Annotated in this window: 23 protein-coding genes; 15 read left to right on the plus strand and 8 right to left on the minus strand. The window is 72.3% G+C overall.

Translation table 11 applies throughout. From position 1 onward, the window contains the following. Nucleotides 1–60 precede the first annotated feature (60 nt). The 8 genes from KG111_RS01175 (at nt 61) to KG111_RS01210 (ending at nt 7861) form a co-directional block, all read left to right on the plus strand. Nucleotides 61–1143: an LLM class flavin-dependent oxidoreductase gene (locus KG111_RS01175; protein WP_205292508.1), complete on the plus strand. Its 1083-nt coding sequence runs from the start codon at nt 61–63 to the stop codon at nt 1141–1143. Next, nucleotides 1140–2132, plus strand: a complete 993-nt coding sequence (locus KG111_RS01180; RefSeq protein WP_205292509.1) for an LLM class flavin-dependent oxidoreductase — start codon at nt 1140–1142, stop codon at nt 2130–2132. The genes KG111_RS01175 and KG111_RS01180 overlap by 4 nt, the downstream gene beginning before the upstream one ends. Next, on the plus strand, nt 2129–3703 hold the full coding sequence (locus tag KG111_RS01185) for a class I adenylate-forming enzyme family protein (RefSeq protein ID WP_205292510.1): 1575 nt from the start codon (nt 2129–2131) through the stop codon (nt 3701–3703). Before KG111_RS01180 ends, KG111_RS01185 begins: the two co-directional genes overlap by 4 nt. Then, complete coding sequence (locus tag KG111_RS01190) at nt 3700–4686, plus strand: LLM class flavin-dependent oxidoreductase (RefSeq protein WP_205292511.1); 987 nt, start codon at nt 3700–3702, stop codon at nt 4684–4686. The genes KG111_RS01185 and KG111_RS01190 overlap by 4 nt, the downstream gene beginning before the upstream one ends. A gap of 100 nt (nt 4687–4786) precedes the next feature. Then, nucleotides 4787–5758 carry an enoyl-CoA hydratase/isomerase family protein gene (locus KG111_RS01195; protein ID WP_205292512.1) on the plus strand — a complete coding sequence of 324 codons (972 nt, stop codon included), beginning with the start codon at nt 4787–4789 and terminating at the stop codon, nt 5756–5758. Nucleotides 5759–5763: 5 nt separating this feature from the next. Beyond that, nucleotides 5764–6744: an LLM class flavin-dependent oxidoreductase gene (locus KG111_RS01200; protein ID WP_205292513.1), complete on the plus strand. Its 981-nt coding sequence runs from the start codon at nt 5764–5766 to the stop codon at nt 6742–6744. Continuing rightward, the gene (locus KG111_RS01205; RefSeq protein WP_205292514.1) at nt 6741–7076 is read left to right on the plus strand and encodes a VOC family protein; all 336 of its coding nucleotides are present in this window, start codon (nt 6741–6743) and stop codon (nt 7074–7076) included. Before KG111_RS01200 ends, KG111_RS01205 begins: the two co-directional genes overlap by 4 nt. Next, nucleotides 7073–7861 carry an enoyl-CoA hydratase/isomerase family protein gene (locus KG111_RS01210; RefSeq protein WP_205292515.1) on the plus strand — a complete coding sequence of 263 codons (789 nt, stop codon included), beginning with the start codon at nt 7073–7075 and terminating at the stop codon, nt 7859–7861. Before KG111_RS01205 ends, KG111_RS01210 begins: the two co-directional genes overlap by 4 nt. A gap of 35 nt (nt 7862–7896) precedes the next feature. On the opposite strand, the gene KG111_RS18420 is transcribed toward KG111_RS01210, so the two are convergent. The 5 genes from KG111_RS18420 to KG111_RS01230 form a co-directional block, all read right to left on the minus strand. Beyond that, entirely contained in the window at nt 7897–8031 is a 135-nt protein-coding gene (locus KG111_RS18420) for a hypothetical protein (RefSeq protein WP_275890209.1), read from the minus strand. A 204-nt stretch (nt 8032–8235) separates the two neighbouring features. Continuing rightward, nucleotides 8236–9459 (minus strand): LuxR C-terminal-related transcriptional regulator, encoded by a 1224-nt coding sequence (locus KG111_RS01215; protein ID WP_205292516.1) that lies wholly within the window; start codon nt 9457–9459, stop codon nt 8236–8238. A gap of 553 nt (nt 9460–10012) precedes the next feature. Next, nucleotides 10013–11425 (minus strand): MmgE/PrpD family protein, encoded by a 1413-nt coding sequence (locus KG111_RS01220; RefSeq protein ID WP_205292517.1) that lies wholly within the window; start codon nt 11423–11425, stop codon nt 10013–10015. Between the two features lie 159 nt (nt 11426–11584). Continuing rightward, nucleotides 11585–12313 (minus strand): IclR family transcriptional regulator, encoded by a 729-nt coding sequence (locus KG111_RS01225; RefSeq protein WP_205292518.1) that lies wholly within the window; start codon nt 12311–12313, stop codon nt 11585–11587. A 2-nt stretch (nt 12314–12315) separates the two neighbouring features. Beyond that, complete coding sequence (locus tag KG111_RS01230) at nt 12316–13083, minus strand: IclR family transcriptional regulator (RefSeq protein ID WP_205292519.1); 768 nt, start codon at nt 13081–13083, stop codon at nt 12316–12318. A 262-nt stretch (nt 13084–13345) separates the two neighbouring features. On the opposite strand from KG111_RS01230, the gene KG111_RS01235 reads away from it, so the two are divergent. Continuing rightward, a complete protein-coding gene (locus KG111_RS01235) occupies nt 13346–14809 on the plus strand; it encodes a 4-hydroxyphenylacetate 3-hydroxylase N-terminal domain-containing protein (RefSeq protein WP_205292520.1) in 1464 nt (487 codons plus the stop codon). 27 nt (nt 14810–14836) lie between these two features. Here KG111_RS01235 and KG111_RS01240 read toward each other — a convergent pair whose 3' ends face one another. From KG111_RS01240 to KG111_RS01250, 3 genes are all read right to left on the minus strand, one after another. After that, on the minus strand, nt 14837–16021 hold the full coding sequence (locus tag KG111_RS01240; protein ID WP_205292521.1) for a PucR family transcriptional regulator: 1185 nt from the start codon (nt 16019–16021) through the stop codon (nt 14837–14839). Nucleotides 16022–16140: 119 nt separating this feature from the next. Next, on the minus strand, nt 16141–17313 hold the full coding sequence (locus tag KG111_RS01245) for an acyl-CoA dehydrogenase family protein (RefSeq protein ID WP_205292522.1): 1173 nt from the start codon (nt 17311–17313) through the stop codon (nt 16141–16143). A gap of 53 nt (nt 17314–17366) precedes the next feature. Then, nucleotides 17367–18206, minus strand: a complete 840-nt coding sequence (locus KG111_RS01250; RefSeq protein ID WP_249666244.1) for an alpha/beta fold hydrolase — start codon at nt 18204–18206, stop codon at nt 17367–17369. 336 nt (nt 18207–18542) lie between these two features. On the opposite strand from KG111_RS01250, the gene KG111_RS01255 reads away from it, so the two are divergent. The 6 genes from KG111_RS01255 (at nt 18543) to KG111_RS01280 (ending at nt 24120) form a co-directional block, all read left to right on the plus strand. Then, the gene (locus KG111_RS01255) at nt 18543–19514 is read left to right on the plus strand and encodes an ABC transporter substrate-binding protein (protein WP_205292523.1); all 972 of its coding nucleotides are present in this window, start codon (nt 18543–18545) and stop codon (nt 19512–19514) included. 106 nt (nt 19515–19620) lie between these two features. Further along, a complete protein-coding gene (locus KG111_RS01260; RefSeq protein ID WP_205292524.1) occupies nt 19621–20421 on the plus strand; it encodes an ABC transporter permease in 801 nt (266 codons plus the stop codon). Further along, nucleotides 20418–21206, plus strand: coding sequence for an ABC transporter permease (locus tag KG111_RS01265; protein WP_249666245.1), 789 nt, complete (start codon nt 20418–20420; stop codon nt 21204–21206). Before KG111_RS01260 ends, KG111_RS01265 begins: the two co-directional genes overlap by 4 nt. Beyond that, nucleotides 21203–22003, plus strand: coding sequence for an ABC transporter ATP-binding protein (locus KG111_RS01270; protein ID WP_205292525.1), 801 nt, complete (start codon nt 21203–21205; stop codon nt 22001–22003). The genes KG111_RS01265 and KG111_RS01270 overlap by 4 nt, the downstream gene beginning before the upstream one ends. Continuing rightward, entirely contained in the window at nt 21996–23198 is a 1203-nt protein-coding gene (locus tag KG111_RS01275) for a flavin reductase family protein (RefSeq protein ID WP_205292526.1), read from the plus strand. Before KG111_RS01270 ends, KG111_RS01275 begins: the two co-directional genes overlap by 8 nt. A gap of 43 nt (nt 23199–23241) precedes the next feature. Next, nucleotides 23242–24120, plus strand: coding sequence for a VOC family protein (locus KG111_RS01280; protein WP_205292527.1), 879 nt, complete (start codon nt 23242–23244; stop codon nt 24118–24120). Nucleotides 24121–24146: the final 26 nt, after the last annotated feature.

Below are 24146 nucleotides of genomic sequence, written 5' to 3' on the forward strand. Positions count from 1 at the left end.
CCCTTGCCGGGGTCCGTCGTCGCCAGTAACATACCAACTGGTCGGAATAAAGGAGTCCCAGTGAAGTTCGGCATCATGAACCTCTTCCCCGTCGCCGACGGGGCGTCTGACCACCAGGTGCTGCGCGACACCCTGGAGGAGGTGCAGCTCGCCGACGAGCTCGGCTTCGACTCGATCTGGCTCGCCGAGCACCACTTCTCCAAGTACGGCATCCTCGGCAACCCGCTGAACTTCGCGATGGCCGTCGCCGAGCGCACCCAGCGGATCACCATCGGCACCGCCGTCCTGGTCATCCCGCTGCACGACCCGCTGCGCCTGGCCGAGGACATCGCCGCCCTCGACGTGCTCTCCGGCGGCCGGGTCAGCATCGGCGTCGGCCGCGGCTACAACCCCGCCGAGTTCGCCGGCTTCCGGGTCCCGATCGAGGAGTCCAAGCAGCGCTACAAGGAGACCCTCGACGTCGTCCGGCTCGCGCTGTCGCAGGAGAACTTCTCCTACGAGGGCGAGATCTTCCAGTTCAAGGACATGACGACCTACCCGCGCCCGCTGACCCCGGGCGGCCCGCCGATCCTGCAGGGCACCGTCTCGCCGGACAGCTTCCGCGAGCGCGGCGAGATCGGCGAGTCGATCATCACCTCCCCGAACTTCACCCCGCTCGGGATCATGCAGAAGAACTTCGCCCTCTACCGCACGGCGATGACCGAGAACGGCTTCGACCTCGCCTCCTACGACCTGCCCTTCATGCAGCAGGTGTGGTGCGGCGACGGGGAGGATGGCCTCCGGGCGGCGGCGCAGGCCGCGCTGAACTACTACAAGTCGGTGGGCAAGGTGATCCCCGGCTCGGAGGAAGCCATGGAGCAGGAGCGCGACTACTACCGCGCCGTCGCCAAGAACATCGAGCTGCTCACCTTGGAGCAGACGCTGACGCACGGCGGCAACTTCGGCTCCCCGCAGCGCGTGATCGAGACCATCGAGATGCTCCGCGAGCAGCTCGGCATCAACCACTACATCGGCTGGCTGCGGATCCCCACGCTGGACCGGGCCGAGGCGCTGCGCTCGATGGAGATGTTCGCCGACAAGGTCATCCCGCACTTCCGGGCGCAGGACGAGCTGGCCGCCCCCGTCGAGGCGGTCGTCGGGTGAAGATCAGCTGCTTCCTGAGCGCGCAGTTCGACCCCGGCGCCTCGGCGACCCAGGGCATCGACGACGTGCTCGCGCAGGCCGTGGCCGCCGAGGAGGCCGGCTTCCACGCGGTCATGCTGGGCCACCACTACCTCGCCCAGTCGGCGTTCGTGCAGCCGATCCCGCTCGCCGGCTACCTCGCGGCTGCCACCGAACGGGTGCGCATCGGCTTCGGCGTGCTGCTCGCCCCCCTGCTCAACCCGGTCGCCCTGGCCGAGGACCTGGCCACCCTGGACGTGCTGTCCGGTGGCCGGCTCACCGTCGGGATGGGCGCCGGCTACCGCAAGCGGGAGACCACCGCCTTCGGCGTCGCCTGGGAGGACCGGCTGCGCCGGCTGCGGGAGTACGTGCCGATCCTGCGCGCGCTGTGGGCCGGCGAGAGCCTCGACCTCGCCGGCACCTGGGGCGAGGTGCCCAACGCCTCGCTCGCCCTGCGCCCGGTGCAGCCCGGTGGCCCGCCGCTGTGGATCGGCGCCTTCGCCGACCCCGCGATCCGGCGCGCCGCCCGGCTCGACGCCCCCTGGCTGATCGGGCCGAAGGGCGACGACGCGCAGCTGGCGGCCCAGCTCGACCTCTACCGCAGCACGCTGAGCGAGCACGGGTTCTCCCTCGAGCGGGAGTACCCGATGAGCCGCGAGGGCTTCATCGGAGACACCTTCGCCTCGGCCGCCGCCGGCGTCCGGCCCCACCTGGAGCGGCAGTACGCCGGCTACAAGTCGTGGGACGACGCGCAGTCGGTCGACGTCGAGCGCTACCTCGCCGAGGACTGCCTGGTGGGCTCGGCGGACGACATCGTCGCCAAGCTGCACCGCTGGGAGTCCGAGCTCGGCATCACGGAGGTGTGCCTGCGCCTGCAGTTCGTGGGTGCGGGCCAGGAGGAGACCATGGAGCAGATCCGGCGCTTCGGCGACGAGGTCGTCGCCCGGGTCGGGGACGGAGCCGGACGATGAGCAGCAACCTCGCCGCGATCATCGAGGGCCGTGCCGCCGACCGCGGCGAGAGCACCGCGCTGTGGTCCGAGCACGGCGGCACCTGGACCTTCACCGAGGTCGACCTGCTCGCCGGCGGCGTGGCGCAGGCGCTGTCCGCGCACGGCGTCGTCGCGGGAGACCGGGTCGCCTGCTACCTGACCAACGGGCCCGAGCTCGCCCTGTTCCTGTACGGCGCGTGGAAGATCGGCGCCGTCCCGGTGACCATCAGCAGCCTCTACAACGCGGCCGAGCTGGCGGAGTCGGTGGACAAGACCTCCCCCCGGCTCCTGCTCGTCGACGACCGGGGGAGCGCGGCGGCCACCACCCTCGCCGGGACCGTGGAGGTGCTCAGCATCGGCACCGCGGACTCCGGGCTGCCGCGGCTGGACTGGCGGCACGAGGCCCGCGTGGCAGCCGTCGAGGTCGCCGAGGACGCCGAGGCCTGCATCCTGTTCACCGGCGGCACCACCGGCCGGCCCAAGGCCGTCAGCATCACCCACGGCGGCACCTACGCCTCGCTCGCCCGCCTGGCGCGCGTGTCCGCCGGCACAGACCGACAGGGCTCGGCGGCACCGGACGCCCGCCCGAACCTGATCGCGCTGCCGCTGTTCCACTCCGGTGGCCAGCACTCGCTGCTGTTCGCCCACTTCGTGGGCCGCGGCACGGTCGTGTGGGAGCGCTTCGGCGTCGACCGGCTCGCCCGGCTCATGGAGCGCCACCGCTTCGACAACTTCTTCTTCCTGCCCACGATGGTCTACGACATCGTGCATGCCGAGCAGGACCTGCCGTTCGAGGGCGTGAAGTCGGTGCTCGTCGCCGGCCAGGCGATCTCCTGGACCCTGCGGCGGCAGTTCGAGGAGCGCTACCAGGTGCCGATCCTGGTCAACTACGGCTCCACCGAGTCCGGGCACATCGCCGGCTGGACCGGCAAGGACATGAAGGCCGGGCTCTGGAAGCCCGGCTCGGCCGGCCGGGTCTACCCCGGGGTCGACCTGGAGGTGCGCGACGACGACGGCCGCGTGCTGGGCGTCGGTGAGGAGGGCGAGATCGTCGTACGCTCCGAGCTGACCAAGGGGTACGTCGACGACGCCGCCGCCTCCGCGGAGCTGGTCCGCGACGGCTGGGTGCACACCGGCGACATGGGCCACGTCGACGCCGACGGCGTGCTGTGGCTGTCCGGCCGCAAGCGCGACATGATCAAGTGCGGCGGCTTCCAGGTCTGGCCCGAGGAGATCGAGGACGTCCTGCGCGAGCACCCGCGGGTCCGCGACGTCCGGGTCGTCGGCGTGCCCGACGACCGGATGGGCGAGATCCCGCTCGCGCTGGTCGTCCGCGACGACCAGGCCGACGGGGCCGACGGGGCCGACGGGGCCGACGGGGCCGACGGGGCCGACGCCGACTCCGTGGTCGCCGAGCTGACCGCCTTCGCCCGCGAGCGCCTGGCGCACTTCAAGACCCCGCGCCGGTGGGAGTTCGTGGCGGAGCTGGAGCGCAGCGAGGCCGGCAAGATCAAGCGCACGGCGGTGGAGCTGGCGGAGGTGGCGCCGTGAAGTTCGGCATCATGGCCTCCCACCAGTACCCGCACGAGGAGGACCTGCGGGCCCACCTCTCCGACCTGTTCGGCACGGTGGAGCTGGCAGCGGAGCTCGGCTACGACTCGGTGTGGACCATCAACCACTTCCAGTCCAACCTGGCCACCCCGCAGCCGATCTCGATGATCGCCAGCCTCATCCCGCGCACCGGGGACATGACCATCGGCACCGGCATCCTGCTGCTGCCCCTCTTCCACCCGGCGCACGTCGCCGAGGAGTTCGCGACGCTGGACCAGCTCTCCGGCGGCCGGGTGGTGCTCGGGGTCGGTGCCGGCTACCGGGAGAACGAGTTCGCTGCCTTCGGCATCGACCCGGCCACCCGGTTCGGCCGCCTGGACGAGAGCCTGCGGCTGATCCGCGAGCTGTGGACCGGCGAGCCGGTCACCTTCTCCGGCAAGCACTTCTCACTCGAGGACGCCTCGATCGGCGTCCGGCCGCTCACCCCCGGCGGCCCGCCGGTCTGGGTCGGTGCCGGTGGCACGAAGGCCGTGCGGCGTGCGGCGCGGCTCGGCGACGCCTGGTACGCACCCGGCAACTCACCGAACCCGTCCTTCCTGCCCGACCACGTCGCGGTGTACGACGCCGCGCTGCTCGAGGCGGGCAAGGACCCGGCGACGGTGGAGCGTCCGGTCGGCGTCGAGCTCTACTGCGCGCCGACGACCGAGCAGGCCGTCGCCGAGGCGCTGCCGCACGCCCGGCGCGAGTACTCCACCTACGCCGAGTATCCCGCCCTGCGTTGGCAGCGGGACCGGTTCGACGAGCTGGTGGTCAACACGCTGCTCCTGGGCAGCCCCGAGGACCTGGTGAGGCGGATCGGCGAGCTGCGCGAGGTCGGCTTCAACCACCTGATCTTCCGGCCCGGCTGGCTGGGCATGCCGCCCGAGAAGGTGCGTGCCTCGCTTCGGCTCTTCGCCGAGGAGGTCTTCCCTGCCTTCCGCTGACGCCCCGACCGACGCCCCGACCGACACCCCCTGAACCGATCAACCCGAGCAGTCCGCCCCGGCTGGCGGACGCCGACAACGAACCCCGAGCGAGGAAACCGTGAAGAAGACCGAAGCAGAGATGCTGGAGAACCAGTGGGACGTCGAGAACATGGAGGTCGACCCCGAGGTCCTCGCGCGCTACGTGCGCTACGAGGTCGACGAGAAGCTGGCGACCGCCACCATCACCTTCGACCGTCCCGAGCTGCTCAACGCCATCCCGGTGGCGGCGTTCGAGCGGGTCGGTGACCTGGTCCGCGAGGCCGAGACCGACGACCGGGTCAAGGTCATCATCTTCAAGGGCGAGGGCAAGCACTTCGGCACCGGCGCGGACGCCGCCGAGCTCGGCCACTACATCGGCTACAAGAAGGGCACCGACAAGGCCTCGCGCCGTCGTCCCGCCCAGCGCCAGCGCATCCTGCCCGACCGCAACGTGCTGACCGCCGGCTTCACCCGCCCGATCATCGAGTCGCTGAAGGCGACCATCTGCCAGGTGCAGGGCTACTGCTACGGCGGCCACTTCCAGATCGCGCTGTCGGCCGACATCGTCATCGCCAGCCCGGACGCCAAGTTCACCCACCCGGCGTTCCGCTACCTCGGTCCCGCCCCGCAGGACATGTACCACTGGATCGAGAAGGTCGGCCTGACGACGATGAAGGACGTCATGCTCACCATGCGCGCGATCGGCGCCGAGGAGGGCGAGGCCAAGGGCCTGGTCACCAAGGTCGTGCCCCGCGACGAGCTCGACCAGTGGGTCGCCGACTACGCCGAGGCGATCGCCGTCATGCCGCTCGACTCGCTGATGATGGGCAAGTCGATGATGCAGATCGTGATGGAGGCCCGCGGCAAGGGCCTCGGCGCGATGACCGGCTGGGTCGGCCACGGCTGGGCCACCAACGTCTCCTTCGAGGACGGTGACTTCAACTTCCTCAAGGAGCGGATGACGCAGGGTGTCAGCAAGGCGCTGGAGAAGCGCGACATGATGGTGGCCCCCTACTTCCGGCTCAGCGACGCGCGCTCCCAGGAGGCCTGAGAGCCGTGAAGTTCGGCATCCTCCTCGACCACCAGTACGACCGCGGCGACGACATCGGTCGTCGCAGCGGTGAGCTGGTCGAGTTCGTCCAGCACATCCGCGACCTCGGCTATGACTCGGTCTTCGGCATCCACCACTACCTGTCGTCGCTGAGCACCCCGCAGCCCCTGCCGCTGCTGTCGCGGTTGATCGACCACTCCGGGACGATGGAGCTCGGCACGGGCATCCTCATCCTCCCGCTGGGTCATCCGGTGCACTGGGCCGAGGAGATCGCCACCATCGACCAGATGTCCGGCGGGCGCTTCGTGCTGGGCGTCGGCTCGGGCTACCGCGAGGACGAGTTCGCCTCGTTCGGGGTCGAGCGTCGGACCCGGGTCTCGCGGCTCAACGAGTCGCTGGAGGTGATGCGCAAGCTGTGGAGCGGTGAGACCGTGACCCACCACGGCAAGCACTTCGACCTCGACGGCGTGCGCTGCAGCGTGCTGCCGGCGCAGCAGGAGATCCCGGTGTGGGTCGGTGCCAACGGGCCGATCGGGATCGAGCGGATCGCCCGCCAAGGGCTGCCGTGGCTCGCGCCGTCCAACGTGCGCCGCAACTGGGCGGTCGGCAACCTGCAGGACTACCGCGCGCACCGCAAGGACGCCGGCTTCGACGACACCGGTGCGGTCTTCCCGATCCACCGCGACCTGTGCGTGGCCGACTCCTTCGAGGACGCCTGGGAGATCGCGGGCGGCCCGGTCCGGCGCTCGTACGGCGAGTACGTCCAGTACGGCATGGACTACTTCGAGTCCCAGTGGGAGGGCATCAAGCACAAGGCGCTGTTCTTCGGCTCGCCCGACGACATCGCGGCCAAGGTCACCGACTTCGCCTCGGCCGGGTTCAACCACTTCGTGTTCCGCACGCAGTGGCTGGACCTGCCGATCGAGCGCTCCATGGAGATCGTGGAGCGCTTCGCCCGCGAGGTCATGCCGAGGTTCAAGGCATGAGGATCGGCCACGTCATCGTGCCGGCTGACGACCTCGACGCCCAGCTCGGCTTCTACGAGCGGCTCGGGCTGAGCGTCCGCTTCCGCGACGGCGACCGCTACGCCGCGCTCACCGACGGCACCACCACGCTGGGCCTGGCCGGCCCCGGCGAGCAGCCGGTCGCCGGGCGCACCGTGCTCAGCCTGGAGGTCGACGACCTCGACGCCGTGGTCGCCGACCTCGCCGACGCCGGCACCGAGACCGGGCCCGTCGTCGTCGGGCCGCACGAGCGCCGGGTCCTCGTCCACGACCGGGCGGGCAACCCGGTCACCCTCTACGAGAAGCTGGCGTGAGCGGCCTGCGGACGAGCCGGCCCGAGGCCGGGGTCGTCCTGCTGCAGATGCACCGGCCCGAGCACGGCAACGCGCTCGATGTGGAGCTGAAGACCGCGCTGCGCGACACCCTGGCCGAGGTGGCCGCCGACGACACCGCGCGAGCGGTCGTGCTCGCCGGCAACGAGCAGGTGTTCACCGTCGGCCAGGACCTCGCCGAGCTGCACGAGGCGCTGCGCCGCGACCCGGCCCGCGCGGGAGACACCGTCGCGGAGCACTACAACCCCATCACCCGCCTGCTGGCGACCATGCCGAAGCCGGTGGTCGCCGCCGTCTCCGGCACCTGCGTCGGTGCCGGGCTGGGGTTCGCACTCGCCTGCGACCTGCAGGTGTGGGGCGAGGGGACCACCCTGGGCACCGCGTTCGCCAAGGTGGGGCTGACCTGCGACTCCGGGCTGTCGGCGACCCTGGCCCGCTCCGTCGGGGCGGCACGGGCCGCGCGACTGGTGCTGCTCGCCGAGACGTTCCCCGTCGAGCAGGGCCTGGAGTGGGGACTGGCCGGTGACCTCGTCGCACCGGGCGAGGTGCTGCCCACGGCGCTGGCGCTGGCCGGCCGTCTCGCGACCGGGCCGACACGCTCCTACGCCGCGTCCAAGCGGCTGCTCGCCGACGCCGGCCACCGCGACCTGGAGGCGAGCCTGGCGGCCGAGGCCGCCGAGCAGTCCGTGCTCGGCACCACCGTGGACCACCTGGAGGCGGTCGGCTCCTTCTTGGCCCGCCGCCGGCCGGTGTTCACCGGCGCCTGAGGCGGCTCGGGCGGGGCCGGAAGGCGCGGCGTCGGCTACGGCACGAACCAGGTGACGAGGAGCCCCTCGCTGCAGCGCTGGCAGCTGCCGACGGTGCCGCCCTCCGCACGGATCCGCTGGATCAGGTGCTGCAGTCGGTCCTGCTCGATCGTCGAGGTGTGCCAGTGCATGGCCCTCCTTCTCGGGGTGGCTCGGGGCTCGGCGCGCCCGGCTCGTGCGGGCACCACACGATGGTGCGGGCCGCGGGGGCGGTACGGCGTCTCCCCCTGGGGGTAGGAGCATCCGCCGTTCGATGCATCGGCGCAGGAGCGCGGCTCCCGCCGAGCCGGGGGGTCCCGCTGGGCCGGGGTTGCTGGCGGACCGGGGCGGGGAGGTCAGCCCGAGCGCCCGACGTCGCTGCGCGCCTGGTGCCAGCGCGCCACCGCCTCGGCGCGGTTCGCGGCGCCGAGCTTGCGCAGGATGTGCTTGACGTGGGACTTCGCGGTGCCCTCGGTGATCGAGAGTCGCCGGGCGATCCGCTGGTTGGTGTCGCCCTGGGCCATCAGCTCCAGGACCTCCTGCTCGCGCCGGGTCAGCGTGGCGTCGTACGCCGTGGTGCGGGGCACGCTGCGCAGGGTGCGCGCCGGGGGAGGGGCCCACGGGTGCCCGGGCTCCGGGCGGCGCGGCAAGGCCAGGTCCGGGCCGGTGCCGCCGTTCGGTGGGCCGAGGTCCTGCAGGCCGGCGCCGATCAGCCGCACGGTCTCCTGCAGCCGCGCCAGCTCCTCGGCGAGAATCGCCCGCTCCAGGGCGAAGCTGTAACCCTGGGTGAACACCCCGACCAGCTCGGCGTCGAAGTCGGTGAGGTCCCCGCGGTGGAAGAACCGGTCGCCGTGCACGAAGCCGAGCAGGCGCTGCCCGGGCATGATCGGCGCGGCGGCGTACGAGCGGGCCTGGGATGCCTCGGCGACCGCCTGGTGCACCTCCTCGCGCTCCTGCACGCCGGTGACCAACACCGGTCGCCGTCGGCGCCGGGCCTCGTCCTCGGGCAGCCCACGCCCCAGGACCACCGGGTTCGCCCGGCCCGCGGCGACGATCGAGGCCGCCCACTCCGGGTCGTCGTCCAGGTGCAGCGACTCGGTGAGCCACACGTCGTCGCTCACGCTGGAGATCAGCCCCCGGTCGAACCCGAGCCGGCACAACGCCTCCCCGCCGTGCGCGATCAGCCCCTCCACCGAGCCGATGTCGCGCAGCTCGGCGAGCGCCTCGCGGACCAGGCGGACCGCGGACTCCCGGCGGCGCACGTCGGCGGTGCGCACCGTCCGCTCGGCGCGCACGATGCGGCGCATCAGGTCCTCGACGTTCGTGTGGTCCAGGTCGTCGGCCCGGACGTCGGCGTCGGCCACCGCGGTGCGTACGTCGCGCCACCCGCGCTCGAGGGCGGCCACGGCGGCGCCGAAGTCGTCGATGTCCTCCAGCGGTGGCACCGAGGTCTCGCCGAGCACCCGCTCGGCCTGCACCAGCACGGCCTGCAGCTCGGCCAGCTGGTCGGCGCCGAGCGCCTCCGCCAGCATCGTGGGGGGCTCGGCGGCATCGCGCTCGGGGCGTGGCCTGCTGCTCATGACCTCACCTGCCGTCCCGAGGAGTCGTCCCGGAGGGCTGCCGGCGCGGCACCGGCACCGGGACCACTTTCAGCGTAGGTCGGCGTCACCGGCGTGCAAACGCCCGACGCTCCTCGAAGGAGGCACGGACGTGCCACCACCGGGAGATGTTCGGCGGCACCGCGGGAGAGAGACTGGAGGCAGGTGCGGCCCGGATCTCCCCCGACCGGGTTTGCGCCTCTCAGACCCGGTGGCGGTCAGGCCCCCCGAGACTGACCGCCACCGGCCACCAGCAGCCACCGGCCCATCAGCAGCGGCACGGCACTCCACGGCCCGCCGGGGCACGAACGGTCACGCTTGTGCCGTTCGCGGCGTGGGCCTGCTGACCGCCGGACGGCGGCTCGTGGCTGTTCGAGGACGTCCTCGGCCCGCGGCCGGCGACGCCGACCGGTTTCCTCGTGCTGGTCACGGTGAGGTTCAACGTCTCCACGACAAGCAACGAGGACGCGCGAGCGGCCGGTGTGTCACGACCAGCCGAGCGGAGTGGTCGGCGACCGACGCTCCGCCGGCCGGTTCAGGAGGCCTCGGGCCCGGCGAGCAGCTCCTGCAGGTCGCTCGCCGTGGTCCGGTCCGGTACGCCGTGCAGCGCCTCGAACCAGGCTCGCTGCGGCGCGCCGTCGCCCACGCACTGGCCGAACTTCGCCGCCAGCTCGTCGGTCGTCAGCGGCCGGTGGGAGTCGCCGCGGGAGTGGTGCACGATGCGCTCGAGCGTCCGGCCGTCCGTCAGGTGCAGCCGGACGACGGTGTGCCCGGGCTCGTCGGCGGCCGGGCGCTCCCCGAGCTCGACCTTGGCCGCCAGCGTGGCCAGCCCGGGCCGGCCCAGTGCGGCGTCGGTGAAGTCGCCGAGCACCACGTCGCCGTGCACCAGTGCGACGGCGAGGCAGTACTCGAGGGAGAACTTGGCCTCCAAGCCGGTGCTCGCGGGAGCGTCGCGCAGCGGACGGGTGCCGCGGTGCTCGAGGGTGACCTCGATCCGGGCCACCGCGTCGCCGTGCGCGCCGAGGTCCGCACCCAGCTCCTCGCGCAGCGAGATGCCGGCGTCGATCGCGCGCTGCGTAGCGAAGCAGGACGGGTAGGCCTTGATCGCGTAGTCCTCGACCCAGGCGACGCGCCAGTGCTCCAGCCGCTCGCCCAGCCGGGCGGTCCGGTCGGCGGAGGGCTCGCCGAAGAGCTCCAGGAAGCCGCCGCGGGCGTCCAGCTGGCCCGGGTTGGCGGTGAACCCCCGGGCCGCCAGGCCCACCGCCGTCACCGCGTCCCGGGCGGCGAGCCCGGCGTGCATCGGCTTGGTCATCGTGCCGAAGTTCGCCAGGCTGCCGGCCGCGCACGACGCGGCGATGCCCAGGGCGTGCCGGGTGGCGGTGCGGTCCAGTCCGAGCAGGCGGCCCGCGGCGGCGGTGGCGGCCAGGCGGCCGGTGGTGGAGGTGTTGTGCCAGCCGCGGCCGTAGTGCACGTGGTGCGGCAGGATCTCGGAGACGGCGCGGAAGACGGCCGAGCCCACGTCGTATGCAGCGACGAGCTCGGCACCGGTCACCGGGCGTCGGGCGGACAGCGCGAACAGCGTCGGCAGCAGCACCGCAGCGGGATGCATCGCCATCGACGGTGCGGCGTCGTCCCAGTCCAGCGCGTGCGCCGCGGTGCCGTTGACCAGGGCGGCGTCGGCCGGGCCGAGCCGGGTGCCGGTGCCCCAGACGGCGGCGAGGCCGGTGGAGTCGGCGGTGCGCGCCGGGTACTGCTCGGTGACCCAGGAGCGGAGCAGGTCGGCCGCCGGCGTGCGGGTGCCGGCCGTGGCCACGGCCACCGTGTCCACGACCAGGCCGCGCAGTGCGGCGACGGTGGCCGGCGTGGGCGCCGGGGCGGCGTCGCAGACGAAGGCGACCAGCTGCTCGGTAGCGGTGGCGGGCAGGGGCGCGGTGGGAGCGGCGCTCACGGTGTCCTCTCTGGGGCTCGACGCGGTCGCGTCGCTTGACGCCCCAGTCTCGGGCGCCCGCGCGGGCCGTGGCAGCTCGCTCGCACCCAGTGGAATCGGCCCGTTCCCGAATCGGCAGGCCCGGACAGCAGGCGAATCACCCGTCCGCGTCGGAGCGGATCAGCCCTCGGCGCCGGTGATGCCGTCGGCGATGGCGCTGGCGGCGCGCAGCACGTCCTCACGCAGCGCGTCGAGCCGCGCCTGGGGCAGCCGCTCGACGTCGCCGCCGACCGCGAGCGCGGCGAGCACCTTGCCGCCCACCCCGGTGACGACGGTGGCGCCGGCGCTCATCCCCACCTCCTGCTCGTTCTGCGAGGTCGCCCAGCGCAGGCCGCGGATCCGAGCCAGCTCGTCTGCCGAGGGCACGGGACGTCCCGTACGCCGCAGCTCCTCCAGGACGTCGGTGCGCAGCGGCTCGGGGGAGAACGCGAGCAGCAGCTTGCCGGTGGCGCCGATGCCCAGCGGCAGCGCCTGGCCGACGACGACCGGGGCGAAGGCGATGTTCGCGCCGGCCTGGGTCGCCACGCAGACCCGGTACTCGCCCTGGGGCACGTGCAGGTTGACCGTCTCGCCTGTGAGCTCGGACAGCCGGCGCATGTGCGGCAGGGCGAGGCCGCGGATGTCGAAGCTGGACTCGGCGGCCTGGCCCCACGTGAGCAGCCGGATGCCGAGCAGGAAGCGGCCGCTCGCGTCGCGGCGCAGCAGGTCGCTGTCGACGAGGTCACCGAGCAGGCGGTGCGCCGACGACTTCGGCATGCCGAGGGCGGTGGCGGCGTCGCTGAGCCGGACCGGCTCGTGGGAGCGGGCCACGAGGTCGATCGCGGCGGCGGCCTTCGCCAGGACGGACACGGCTAGGCGTGGGTGCCCGAGAGCGAGGGTTCGCTGCTGAGCTTGCGCAGCGCCGCGGAGATGTCCTGCGCCGTGGTCTTGGCCAGGCGGCCCAGCGCGACGGGCGGGTGCTGGCCGCGGCGTCCGCCGAGCATCACGCACACCTGGGCGTCGGGCCGGTCGCCGAAGACCGGCGCCGCGCCCCACACCAGGGGGGCGGTGTACTCGGCGCCGGTGGCGGAGTGCGCGAAGCCGGCCTGGCGGATCCGGGCGATGTGCTGGCGCCAGGCGAACTCGCTGAACCGCGGGTGGGTCTCCTGGGCGATCCGGACGCCCTGGTCCTCGCTCCACGCCAGCAGCGCGAGTCCGGCGGGGTGCTCGGCGAGCCGGGGCGTGCCGAGCTGCTGCCACACCGCGGTGGTGCTGCGACCGGCGATCTTGTCGATCAGGTGCAGGCGGTCGCCCTCGGCGGAGGCCAGTGCGACCGGGAGGCGCGTGCTGGCGTGCAGGTCGACCAGCGCCGGGCGGGCGCAGTCGCGCAGGTTGCGGATGTCGGGGACCCCGTGTCCCAGGCGCCACAGCCGGGAGCCGAGCCGATAGCGGCCGCGTCCCACCTTGTCGATCGCTCCGTGTTCGGAGAGCGTTGCCAGCATGCGGTGCACCGTAGCGGGCGGCAGGCCGGTCATGGCGCAGACATCCGCGACCGAGCGGTCGGGATCGGGACCGCCGAAGCAACCCAGGATGTCGAAGGCGCGCTGCAGCACGCCGCGCTTGCCGTTGATATCGCTCATCTGACGCTCCGCAGTACGTTCAGCATAGTGGAACTCCGTCCCGAATAACGGAACGTACGCGAGATAGCGCTATCTCGTCCAGATTTCAACGGCCGTGTCCCACGTGACGAGATGCCGGCCGTGCGACACGGTGTCGGATCGGCGCCCCCGAAGTTCCGCCGCGGAGCGGAGGCGGCGCGCCGCGGCGCTTCCTAGCCTGAGCCGGCGCCGGGACGAGGGAGTGCCCGGAGCAGCACACGAGCGAGACGAGGACGAGGCGAGCATGGCCATCCGCACCGGAGAGCAGTACCTGAAGAGCCTGGACGACGGGCGCAGCGTCTACGTCGACGGCCGGCGGGTCGAGGACGTGACGACCTACCCCGCCTTCCAGGGCGTGCTGCGCACCCTGGCGGGGCTGTACGACGCCCAGCACGACCCCGAGCTCGCCGACGTGCTCACGGTCGCCGACCCGCGCACCGGACAGGTCCACAGCACCACCCTGCTCGAGGTGCACACCCTCGACGACGCGCGCACCCGGCTGCGCTGCGACCGGCTCCGTACCGACCTGACCTACGGCATGATGGGCCGGCTCCCGGACTTCATGAACGCCTACCTGCTCGACATCCGCAGCAGCCTGCTGCACGCCGGCAAGGAGCGCGAGGCGGCTCGGCTGGGCGACTACCTGGAGCGACTGCGCCGCGAGGACCTCGCCGTCACCCACACCCTCGTCGACCCGCAGAGCGACCGGTCCACCACCGACGCGCCGCCGGAGGCCGTGCACGTCGTCGAGCGGCGTGCCGACGGCATGGTGGTGAGCGGCGCCCGGCTGCTCTCGACGCTGGCGCCGGTGGCCAACGAGGTCTTCGTCGGCCCCTACGTGCCGCGCCGCACCGGCCAGGAGGACTACGCGCTGGCGTTCACGCTCCCGCTCGCCACCGACGGACTCAAGATCGTCTGCCGGCAGGCGTACGACCGCGGTGACGGTCTCTTTGACACCCCGCTGTCGGGCCGCTTCGACGAGGGCGACGCGATCCTCATCTTCGACGAGGTCTTCGTACCCAGCGACCGGATCATCGTCGACGGTGACCTCGCGGCCTACAACGCCGTGGTCGGCGGCGCCGCCGGCTACGGCCCGCTCCAGGGCGCCGCCCGGAGCACCGCGAAGCTGCGCTTCCTCACCGGCCTGGCCACCGTCGCCGCCCGGGCCACCGGCCGCGCCGGCTCGCCGCGCTACCAGGAGGAGGTCGGCGAGCTGGTCGGGCTGCTCAACGTCGCCGAGGGCCTGCTCGACGCCGCCGCGCTCGACCTGCACCGCCGGATCGAGACCCGCCGCCTGGGCGCCGACGCACCGGTGCCCGGCCCGGGCGAGCCCGCGGTGGAGTCGCGGGTGGGCATCTCGGCGCTGACCTTCTTCTTCCCGCATGCGATCGCCAAGGCCGTGGAGGTCCTGCGGCTGGTCGCCGGCAGCGGCGCGATCGCGATGACCGAGGGCGACCTGCGGCACGCCGACATCGCTCACCTCGTCGAGGCCTACGTGCACGGGCCGGACGTGCCGGCCGAGCGCCGGCTGCAGGTGATGCGCATGGTGTGGGACGCCACCAGCAGCCCCTTCGCTGCGCGGCAGGCGCTGTACGAGCGCTACTACACCGGCGACCCCATCATCGGCCGCGTGCTGTTCTTCAACTCGCCCAAGACCTCAGAGGCCGAGCGGATGGCCGAGCGGCTGCTGGCCGACGGCGCTCGCTGAACCACCGGGCCACCCGGCCACCCAGCCTCAGCGCAGGCCGCAGAGCGTGGCCACGCGCAGCCCGACCTGGAGGTCGTGTCGGGCTGCGCCGTGGCGCACGTCGACCCCGGTGAGCGTGCGCACCCGGTCCAGCCGGTAGTAGAGCGTGCTGCGGTGGATCGACAGCGCCTGCGCGGTGGCCTGCGCGTCCCCGCCTCGGTGCAGGTAGGCCTCGACGGTGTGCGCCAGGTCCGGTCCGCCCGGCGCGTCCAGCAGGCGTCGTACGGCGTCGGGCAGGTCGGCGGCGCCCAGGTCGGTCAGCGGCAGCCGGAGCAGGAGCCGGTCGGCGCCCAGGTCTGCCCACGTCGCGACGGTGCCGTAGCGCCCCGGGTCGCGCCAGCAGCCCGCGAGTGCCAGGGCCGCCTCGCGGGCGGAGGCCGCGACGTCGGCGAGCCGTTCGCGCGACGTGCCGACACCGACCCGGACGCCGGCGGGCAGGCTCCGGCCCAGCCGGGTCAACGCCCGCTCGTGGTCGGCGGCGACAGCGCAGACCAGCACCGCGGTGTCGGCCACGACGGCGCCGACGGCGCCGGCGCTGCCGGCGGCCGATGTCGCGGCGACGTCGCCCAGGATCGTCTCCAGCCGCAGCCGGTCCGCCTGGGGCGGCGGGTCGTCGAGGGGAAGGCGGGTGGAGAGGGCGAGCGCGAGGTAGCCGCGGGCGGCGGCGCCGAATCCCTCGGCGTGCAACGTGGCGGCGGCGTGCTCGCGGGTGGCCTCGTCGTCGGCGAGCAGGTCGCGGACGGCGGCGAGCGAGGAGTGCTGCCGGGTGCGCCGTTCCAGGACGCGGATCTGCAGCAGCAGCGCGATCTCGGCGGCCGCCGTGCGCAGGAGGTCGTCGAAGCGCTCGTCGAACGGGACGTCGCCGTCCTCGACGTTGCAGACCAGGTAGCCCAGGACGACGCCCTCGTGCCGCACGGCCATGCCGATGCGGTCGGCGTGCCCGGGGTCCGAGGGCACCAGGACGGGGCCGGGGGAGCGGTGCACGCCGGAGCGGTGCACCAGCTGCAGCGCCCGCGGCTCGGTACGACGCGCCAGGATCGCGCCACGGCGGTTCGGGTCGATCTCCTGCTCGGAGTGGGCGCTGTGCGCAACCAGCTTCATGGCCTGGTCGTAGAGCACCACCGGGCGGCGCAGGTCGCGGCCCAGGCGGTCGACGCGGTCCTCGAGCGACATCGGGACCTCCGGTGCCGGCGGCGGGTGGTGGGACAGGGGGTGGGACAGGGAGACCTCCGGGTCCGGTGTGGGGCCGGACCCGGAGGTCGTCTGGTGGTGGGCGGGTCAGGCGGCGCCGCTCAGAAGAGCACGGTCGGCGGCGTCGGGTTGCCGTAGAGGTTGAGGCCGTACGCCTGGTAGATCGGGTCGGCGTTGTTCGACGCGTGGTTCAGCGCGGCGTGGATGTCGCGCCAGCACCGCTGCAGGGTCGAGCCGGAGCGCAGGGCGGTGCCGCCCGCGTGCAGGAACAGCTCGTCGACGGCGTTGACCGCCCGGCGCGCGATCCGGACCTGGTTGCGGCGCAGGGTGAGCCGCTGCTCGGGGCTGAACCGCTCGCCGCTGCGCGCGTGCTCCGTCATCTGCTCGATGTCGTCGAAGAGCTGGTTGCGGCCGGCCGCGAGGTCCGCGGACGCCCGGCCCAGGACCGCGAGCTGATGCGGGTCGTTGGCGGTCTTCACCCCGCGCGCGGTGACGCGGTCGCGCATGGCGGCGACGAACGCGGCGAGAGCACCCTCGGCCATGGCCACCGTGGCGGTGGTGATGCCGGCGGTGAACATCGGGTGGAACGGCATCCGGTAGAGCGCGCTGTCGCCGCGGCCGACCTGCTCGGCGAGGCCGCCGTCCTCCATCGGGACCGGGTCGAACACCCGGTGGCCCGGGATGAAGGCGTCCTTGATCAGGATGTCCTTGCTGCCGGTGCCGCGCAGGCCCACGACGTCCCAGGTGTCGTGCAGGATCTCGTAGTCCGCCCGGGGAAGGACGAAGTGCCGCAGCCCGCCGGGCACCGGCACGCCGTCGGCGTCGGTGATCAGGCCGCCGAGGATGATCCACTGGCAGTGGTCGGTGCCCGAGGAGAAGGGCCAGCGGCCGGAGAAGACGTAGCCCCCGTCGACCGGCTTCGCCCGCCCCAGCGGTGCGTACGGCGACGCGATCCAGGTGTCGGGGTCGTCCGCCCAGATCTCCTTCTGCAGGGTGGGATCCATCTGGGCCATCTCGAAGGCGTGCACGCCGACGACGCCGGCGACCCAGCCGGCCGAGGAGGAGCGGGTGCCGATCTCGAGCTGGGCGCGGAAGAAGTCGATCGGGTCGGCCTCGTAGCCGCCGTGCTCCTTGGGCTGCAGCATGCGCATCACGCCGCTGCTGCGCAGGATCTCGGCGGTGGTGTCGCTGAGGCGTCCCAGCTCGTCGCTGACGGGCGCCTCGGCGGCGAGCTCCTCGGCGCGGGCCAGGATCCGTTCGTGTACCTCGTGCATCGGGGACCTTCGTTCTGTTCTGGGTGCTGTCGTGTGCCGGGGTGAGCGGGCGCTCAGTTGTGCGTAAGGAAGTCGATGACCAGCCGGTTGAACTCGTCGGCGTGCTCGAGCTGGGCCCAGTGGCCGCAGCCGGCCAGCAGCACCGCGCGCGAGCTCTGCACCAGCGAGACCAGCTTCAGCGTCGACTCGTAGTGCACGACCCGGTCGTCGCGGCCGTGGAAGAACAGCGACGGCGCGGTGATCGAGGCGATCTGGGCGTGCGTGGCCATGTGCGGGCGCGGGCGGCCGATGCCGTCGGCGAAGTTCTTGATGTGCTCGGGGTGGTCGACCGCGGCGCGGTAGCGCTGGGCCAGCAGCTCCTCGGAGGCGAAGGCCGGGTCGTAGGTCATGATGTCGACCAGCGCGCGGAAGTTCTCCTCGGTCGGCTCCTGGTAGGTGCGCTGCAGCACCTTCACGCCCTCCGACGGGCCGCCACCGGGGACGAACAGGTGGGCACCGCCCACGCCGGCGCCCATGGTGACCAGGTGGCTGACCCGGTCGTGCTGGGTGGCGGCGAACATGACCGACGTCGCCCCGCCCATCGAGTTGCCGATGAAGGCGGCCTTCTCGATGCCGAGGGCGTCCAGGAACTCGAGCGCCGTCGTGGCGTGGTCGCGGTCGTCGTAGGAGACGGGGGAGGACTTGCCCCAGCCGGGCATGTCGACGGCCAGGCAGCGGAAGTGCTTGCCGAGCTCACGCATGTTGTCGGCGAAGTTCGACCAGCCGGTGGCGCCGGGGCCCGAGCCGTGCAGCAGCACGATCGGGTGGCCCTCGCCGTACTCGTTGTAGTGGACCCGGCCCGAGGGCAGCTCCACGAAACGGCTGGTGGCTTCCTCGGTGAACAGCTCGGTCACGATCAGACTCCTTGGATCGACGGGCGCGACGCGGCGACCCGGTGCGGGCCGGCGGGCGGAACGGGGACCGGGGCGGGGCCGCCGGTCGTCCGCTCCAGTGTCCGGCCCGGGTCGGCGGGTCGGGCGCGGTCTCGCACCCAGCGGAATGACGTACGTCGCAGACATCTCCCCACGGGCCGAGCCAGGCGTGACGGCACTACTGCTCGCAGATCGAAATTCCGCACGGTGAGTGATCGGGGCCACCGCCGATCGAGGTTTGTAAGTGTCGTCACATGCCGTCGCCGCGACGGCTGGGGAGCGATCTCGATCCCCCTGTCACGAAGGACATGAACACCTATGGCTTCTAAGCGTCTCGGCGCAGCGGCGTTCGCCGTCGCCGCCCTGCTGGCGACCACCTCGGCGTGCTCCTCCGACGACGGCGGCTCGGGTGCCGCGGACGGCAAGATCAACCTGGCGGTCTTCGCGTCCGTCAACGGCGCCCCGGCCTTCGCCGGCGACGACGAGGGCGTCTTCGAGGACAACGACCTCGACGTCGCGCTGACCACCGCCAAGACCTCGAGCGAGATGATCCCGCAGCTCATCGGCGGCAAGGTGGACATCGCACTGCTCGACGTCGCGACCTCCCTGGTCGCCATCGGTCAGGGCATGGACCTCGTCTACATCGCAGGCGGCACCGACGGTGGCATCCCGGAGGGCCAGGAGGACTTCTCCTTCGCCAACGTCTGGGTCGCCAAGAACTCCGGCATCGACTCGATGGCCGACCTGGAGGGCAAGAAGGTCGGCATCCCGCAGATCAAGAGCCAGCCCTGGCTCGACCTGCGCGCCTCGGTCGACGAGGCCGGCGGCGACAGCTCCAAGGTCAAGTTCGTCGAGAGCCCCGACCCGCTGACCGCGTTGAAGTCGGGCCAGGTGGACGCGACCACGACCCCGGAGCCGGTGGGCACCATCGAGCGCGCCAAGGGCGAGCTGAAGCTGCTCGGCCCGACGAACTCCGGCGGCGGCGGCCACGCCTACGTCTACGTCACCACCGCGGCCTTCGCGAAGAAGAACCCCGACGTCGTCGAGTCGTTCGCCGAGGCGGTCCGCGCGGCCAACGCGAAGGTCAACGCCGACAAGGACCTGCTGGTCTCCACCATCGCCGAGGTCATCAAGGCGCCCTCCGACGTGCTGGCCAAGTCGGCCCTGCCGGTCTACACCGAGGCCACCCTGACCGAGGACGACGTGCAGTTCTCCATCGACTACCTCGAGAAGTACGACATGTTCGAGCAGGGCGCTCCCGCCGCTGCCGACGTGCTCTTCACCCGCTGAGTCGCTGACTCGACGAACCATCCGCTGACCCTGCCGGGTGCGCGGCTCCTGCCGAGCCCGCACCCGGCAGGCACCCCGACATCCGCCAAGCAAGAGAGGTAGTGCCGTGACGCGCACCAAGCCCTCGCAGGCACCCTCCCCGGTGAGGCGCCTGGCCTACCGGGTCCTCGCGATCCTCGTCGCCCTCGTGGTGTGGCACCTCTTCGCCACCGGGCCGGGAGGCTCGAGCGACTTCCCCACCCCGCTGGACATCTTCGAAGCCGGCGCCGACGCGGTCCCCACCCAGGACTTCTGGGCCAACATCGCCACCTCGCTGCGCACCGCGGTGACCGGCCTGGCCCTGGTGGTCCTGGTCGGCCTGCCGGTCGGCCTGCTCATCGGCTCCAACGAGATCACCCGCCGCAGCACGCAGCTCGTGCTCGACTTCGGCCGGACCGTGCCGGCGATCGCACTGCTCCCGCTGTTCCTGCTGGTCTTCGGCGCCGGCCGCACGCTCGGCGTGGTGCTGATCCTGGTCTCCGCCGTGTGGCCGATCATCATCCAGACCAGCTACGCCGTCGGCCAGATCTCCCCGCAGCTCAAGCGGGTGGGCCGCGCCTACCACCTGAGCCGCTGGTACCGGCTGCGCTTCATCGTCGCGCCGTCGATGCTGCCGTTCGTCTTCGCCGGCCTGCGCATCGCGGCCACCATCGCGCTGCTGATGGCCATCAGCAGCGAGTTCCTCGGCGGCTCCGACGGTCTCGGCTACACGCTGCTGCAGGCGATGCAGCTCAACGACACCGACCGGGCGTTCCTCTACGCGTTCACCGCGGCGACGCTCGGGCTGCTGCTCAACCTCTTCTTCGTGCTGCTGCAGCGCCGCGTCCTGTGGTGGCACTCCTCGGTCCGTGCGGGAGGTACGTCGTGAACCGGCTCTCGAAGGCCGCCAAGGCCGTCGCCTGGGAGCTGTGGCTCCCGGTGCTCCTGGTCGCCGCGTGGTGGTTCGCCACCGCCGGCAGCACCTCCTTCTACTGGCCGGCGCTGTCCGACATCGCGAGCCGCTTCGGGGAGCTGTGGTTCTTCGACCACCTCCGCGAGGACGCGCTGCCCAGCGTCGTACGGCTCATCGCCGGGTTCAGCATCGGCTTCATGGCGGCGGTCTCGCTCGGCCTGCTGCTCGGCTCCGTGGCGGCACTGGAGGACGCGACCCGTCCGCTGGTGGAGTTCATGCGGGCCTTGCCGAGCGTCGCGCTGCTGCCGATCATGATGCTGCTGCTCGGCACCGAGGACGACATGAAGGTGGTCACCATCGCCTTCGTCGCCACGTGGCCGATCCTGCTCAACACCGTCGAGGGTGTGCGGTCCGTCGACCCGGTGCTGCACCAGGTCGCCGCGAGCTACCGGCTCAGCCGCTGGCACCGGGTCCGCTACCTGGTGCTGCCCGCGGTGATGCCGCAGGTCTTCGCCGGCGCGCGGGTCGCGCTGTCCATGTCGGTGGTGGCCATGGTGCTCACCGAGATGATCGGCAGCCCCGGCGGCCTCGGCTACTTCGTCCTCAACTCCCAGCGCACGTTCGACATCGTCGCGATGTGGACCGGCCTGATCGTCCTCGGCCTCATCGGCTACGCGGCGAACAAGGCGTTCGGCCTCCTCGAGGCCTGGGTCCTGGCATGGCACCGCGGCTACACCACTCAGAAAGAAGACCAGCGATGACGCAGATCAACCCCGTCGTCGACGCGAGCTCCGGCGACGTCGCGACCCCGGTCCTGCAGGCGCGAGCGCTGGGGCACGCCTACGGCTCCCGCCAGGTGCTCCAGGGACTCGACTTCCACGTCGGCCGCGGCGAGCTCATGTGCATCGTGGGCCCCTCCGGCGTCGGCAAGACGACGCTGTTGGAGTGCCTGACCGGCCTGCGCCGGCCCACCGACGGCAAGGTGCTGTTCGACGGCAAGGAGATCGACTCCCCGCCGCGCGGCCTGGCGATCGTCTTCCAGGACTACAGCCGCTCCCTGATGCCGTGGCTCAGCGTGATCGACAACGTCACGCTGCCGCTGCGCTCGGCCGGCATGGGCAAGGCCGAGCGTGAGAAGGTCGCCGTGGAGGCGCTGACGGAGGTCGGCCTCGCCGACTTCACCGACTCCTACCCGTGGCAGCTGTCCGGCGGCATGCAGCAGCGCGTCGCCATCGCTCGCGCCCTGGCCTACCGGCCGGACGCCATCGTGATGGACGAGCCCTTCGCCTCCGTCGACGCGCAGACCCGCGCCGACCTCGAGGACCTGCTGCTGCGCGTGCGCGACCACCTCGGGATCACGATCATCCTGGTGACCCACGACATCGACGAGGCGGTCTACCTCTCCGACCGCGTCCTCGCGCTGGGCGGCAAGCCCGCCGGGATCCGCGAGGTGCTCACCGTGGACCTGCCGAGTCCCCGGGAGCAGGTCGCCACCAAGGCACTGCCCCGCTTCGCGGAGCTGCGCAGCCACGTCTACCGCTTGATCCGCAATGTCTGAGCGGCAGCAGGGGGTCCAGGACGTCGCGACGATCGACCCGCTCACCTTCCGCAACGCGCTCGGGCACTACCCGACCGGCGTAGCGCTCATCACCGCCACCCTCGACGACGGCGAGCTCGTGGGCATGGTCGTGGGCACCTTCACCTCGGTGTCGATGGACCCGCCGCTGGTGGCGTTCCTGCCGGCTCGCGACTCGCGGACCTTCGCCAAGCTGCGCGAGGCGTCGACCTTCTGCGTGAACGTGCTGGCCGCCGACCAGGCCGACCTCGTCGGCTCCTGGCGGGGCACGGAGTCCTTCGCGGACGTCGCCTGGCGCCCGTCCCCGTCGGGCGCGCCGATCCTCGCCGACTCGGTCACCTGGATCGACTGCGACTACCACCAGATCGTCGACGCCGGCGACCACTACTTCGTCCTCGGCGAGGTGCGCTCGTTGGAGGTGCAGCGGCCGACGTGCCCGCTGCTGTTCTTCCAGGGCGGCTTCGGCGGCTTCGCCCCGTCCTCGTTCCTCGCTCCCGCAGACCACGACCTGATCCGGGCGGCTCGGCTGAGCGAGGTGGCGATGGAGCCGCTGGCGACCCTGGCCCGCGAGGTCGGCGCCGACGTCTCGCTGCTCGCCCTGGTCGGGGAGCACGACGTCGTCATCGGCACGGAGCGCGGCGCGGCCAGCCGGACCTTCGTCGAGATCGGGCTGCGGCTGCCCAGCGTGCCGCCCGCCGGCGCGGTCTACCTCGACCCCGCCGACGAGGCGGACCGGACCCGGTGGCTGGGCCGCCTGGGCCGGACCGAGGAGGGCATCCGGGAGCGTTGCGCCGAACTGGCGGACAAGGTCGCCGAGCAGGGCTACTCGCTCTCGCTGGTGGGACGCGGCCCCGACCAGGAGACCTGGCAGGACGTGACCCGCTACATCCACGGTGAGCCCACCCCGCACCGGCGCCGCCAGGTGCTGACGATGCACCTGGAGCACCTCGACTACTACGAGCCCGACCTCGTGGACACCGAGCGGTACGACGTGCGCTCGATCACCGCCGCGGTGCCCGACATCGGCGGCCCCCGGCTGTCGGTCCGGCTCTCCTCCCCGCCCACCGGCGCCAGCGGCGCCACCGTGGCGGAGTGGGGCCGGCTGGTGCGCCGCCGGGCCGACGAGGTCGCCGACCTCGTCCAGGCCCGCTTCGGCGACCTCACCGTCCTCGACTGACGTCCCCGTGCCCGGCACAACCCACGACCCAGCAGGAGCAGACATGACCGCACGCGTCACCGCCCTCGGCTACATCCAGTTCACCGCCACCGACCTCGACCTGTGGGAGGAGTGGGGTCAGCGCGTCCTCGGCCTGATGGCCGTGCGGGAGGCCGAGGACCGGCTGCGTTTCCGGATCGACGAGAAGAGCTACCGTCTCGAGATCCGGGCCGGCGAGTCCGGCGGCGTGACCGCCGTCGGCTGGGAGACCAAGGGCCCCGACGAGCTCGCCGAGCTCGCCCAGCGGCTCGAGGCCGCCGGCTACGAGGTCACCCGGCCGGGGCCGGAGGTCGCCAAGGAGCGTCAGGTCAGCGACCTGATCCGGTTCCGCGACCCCGACGACTGCTACGACCACGAGATCTTCTGGGGCCTGGGCACCGCCGCGCAGCGCTTCGCCTCCCCGATCGGCGCGGAGTTCGTCGCCGGCACCGAGGGCCTGGGCCACGTGCTGCAGGTGGTGAAGGACCGCGAGGTCTACGAGCGGTTGTTCATGGACGTGCTGGGCTTCCGGCTCTCCGACCACATCGACCTGACGCCGGACCTCTACGCGACATTCCTGCACTGCAACCCGCGCCACCACTCCTACGCGTTCACCCCGCAGATCCCGGGCCGTCCGCTCGGCGTCGGCCACTTCATGCTCGAGGTGACCGACCTCGACGTGATCGGCCGGGCGCTGGAGCACATCGAGGAGGAGCCGGAGCGGCTGCTGAAGACCTTCGGGCGGCACAGCAACGACCGGATGACCAGCTTCTACCTGATCACCCCCTCGAACGTGGGCCTGGAGTTCGGCACCGGCGGGATCAAGATCGACGACGAGACCTGGACGCCGACGCGCTACGACACCGCCCACTTCTGGGGCCACCACAGCGTCGACCACCACTGAGCAGTCCCCCCAGCACCTCCTCGAAA

The organism is Nocardioides faecalis (assembly GCF_018388425.1).
GTDB classification, from domain to species: Bacteria; Actinomycetota; Actinomycetes; order Propionibacteriales; family Nocardioidaceae; genus Nocardioides; species Nocardioides faecalis.

Coding starts and splice junctions, on each gene's coding strand:
- KG111_RS01185 (WP_205292510.1), top strand. CDS start 2,129: ATGAGCAGCAACCTCGCCGCGATCATCGAGGGCCGTGCCGCCGACCGC.
- KG111_RS01205 (WP_205292514.1), top strand. CDS start 6,741: ATGAGGATCGGCCACGTCATCGTGCCGGCTGACGACCTCGACGCCCAG.
- KG111_RS18420 (WP_275890209.1), bottom strand. CDS start 8,031: ATGCACTGGCACACCTCGACGATCGAGCAGGACCGACTGCAGCACCTG.
- KG111_RS01215 (WP_205292516.1), bottom strand. CDS start 9,459: ATGAGCAGCAGGCCACGCCCCGAGCGCGATGCCGCCGAGCCCCCCACG.
- KG111_RS01230 (WP_205292519.1), bottom strand. CDS start 13,083: ATGAGCGATATCAACGGCAAGCGCGGCGTGCTGCAGCGCGCCTTCGAC.
- KG111_RS01235 (WP_205292520.1), top strand. CDS start 13,346: ATGGCCATCCGCACCGGAGAGCAGTACCTGAAGAGCCTGGACGACGGG.
- KG111_RS01240 (WP_205292521.1), bottom strand. CDS start 16,021: ATGTCGCTCGAGGACCGCGTCGACCGCCTGGGCCGCGACCTGCGCCGC.
- KG111_RS01245 (WP_205292522.1), bottom strand. CDS start 17,313: ATGCACGAGGTACACGAACGGATCCTGGCCCGCGCCGAGGAGCTCGCC.
- KG111_RS01255 (WP_205292523.1), top strand. CDS start 18,543: ATGGCTTCTAAGCGTCTCGGCGCAGCGGCGTTCGCCGTCGCCGCCCTG.
- KG111_RS01270 (WP_205292525.1), top strand. CDS start 21,203: ATGACGCAGATCAACCCCGTCGTCGACGCGAGCTCCGGCGACGTCGCG.
- KG111_RS01275 (WP_205292526.1), top strand. CDS start 21,996: ATGTCTGAGCGGCAGCAGGGGGTCCAGGACGTCGCGACGATCGACCCG.
- KG111_RS01280 (WP_205292527.1), top strand. CDS start 23,242: ATGACCGCACGCGTCACCGCCCTCGGCTACATCCAGTTCACCGCCACC.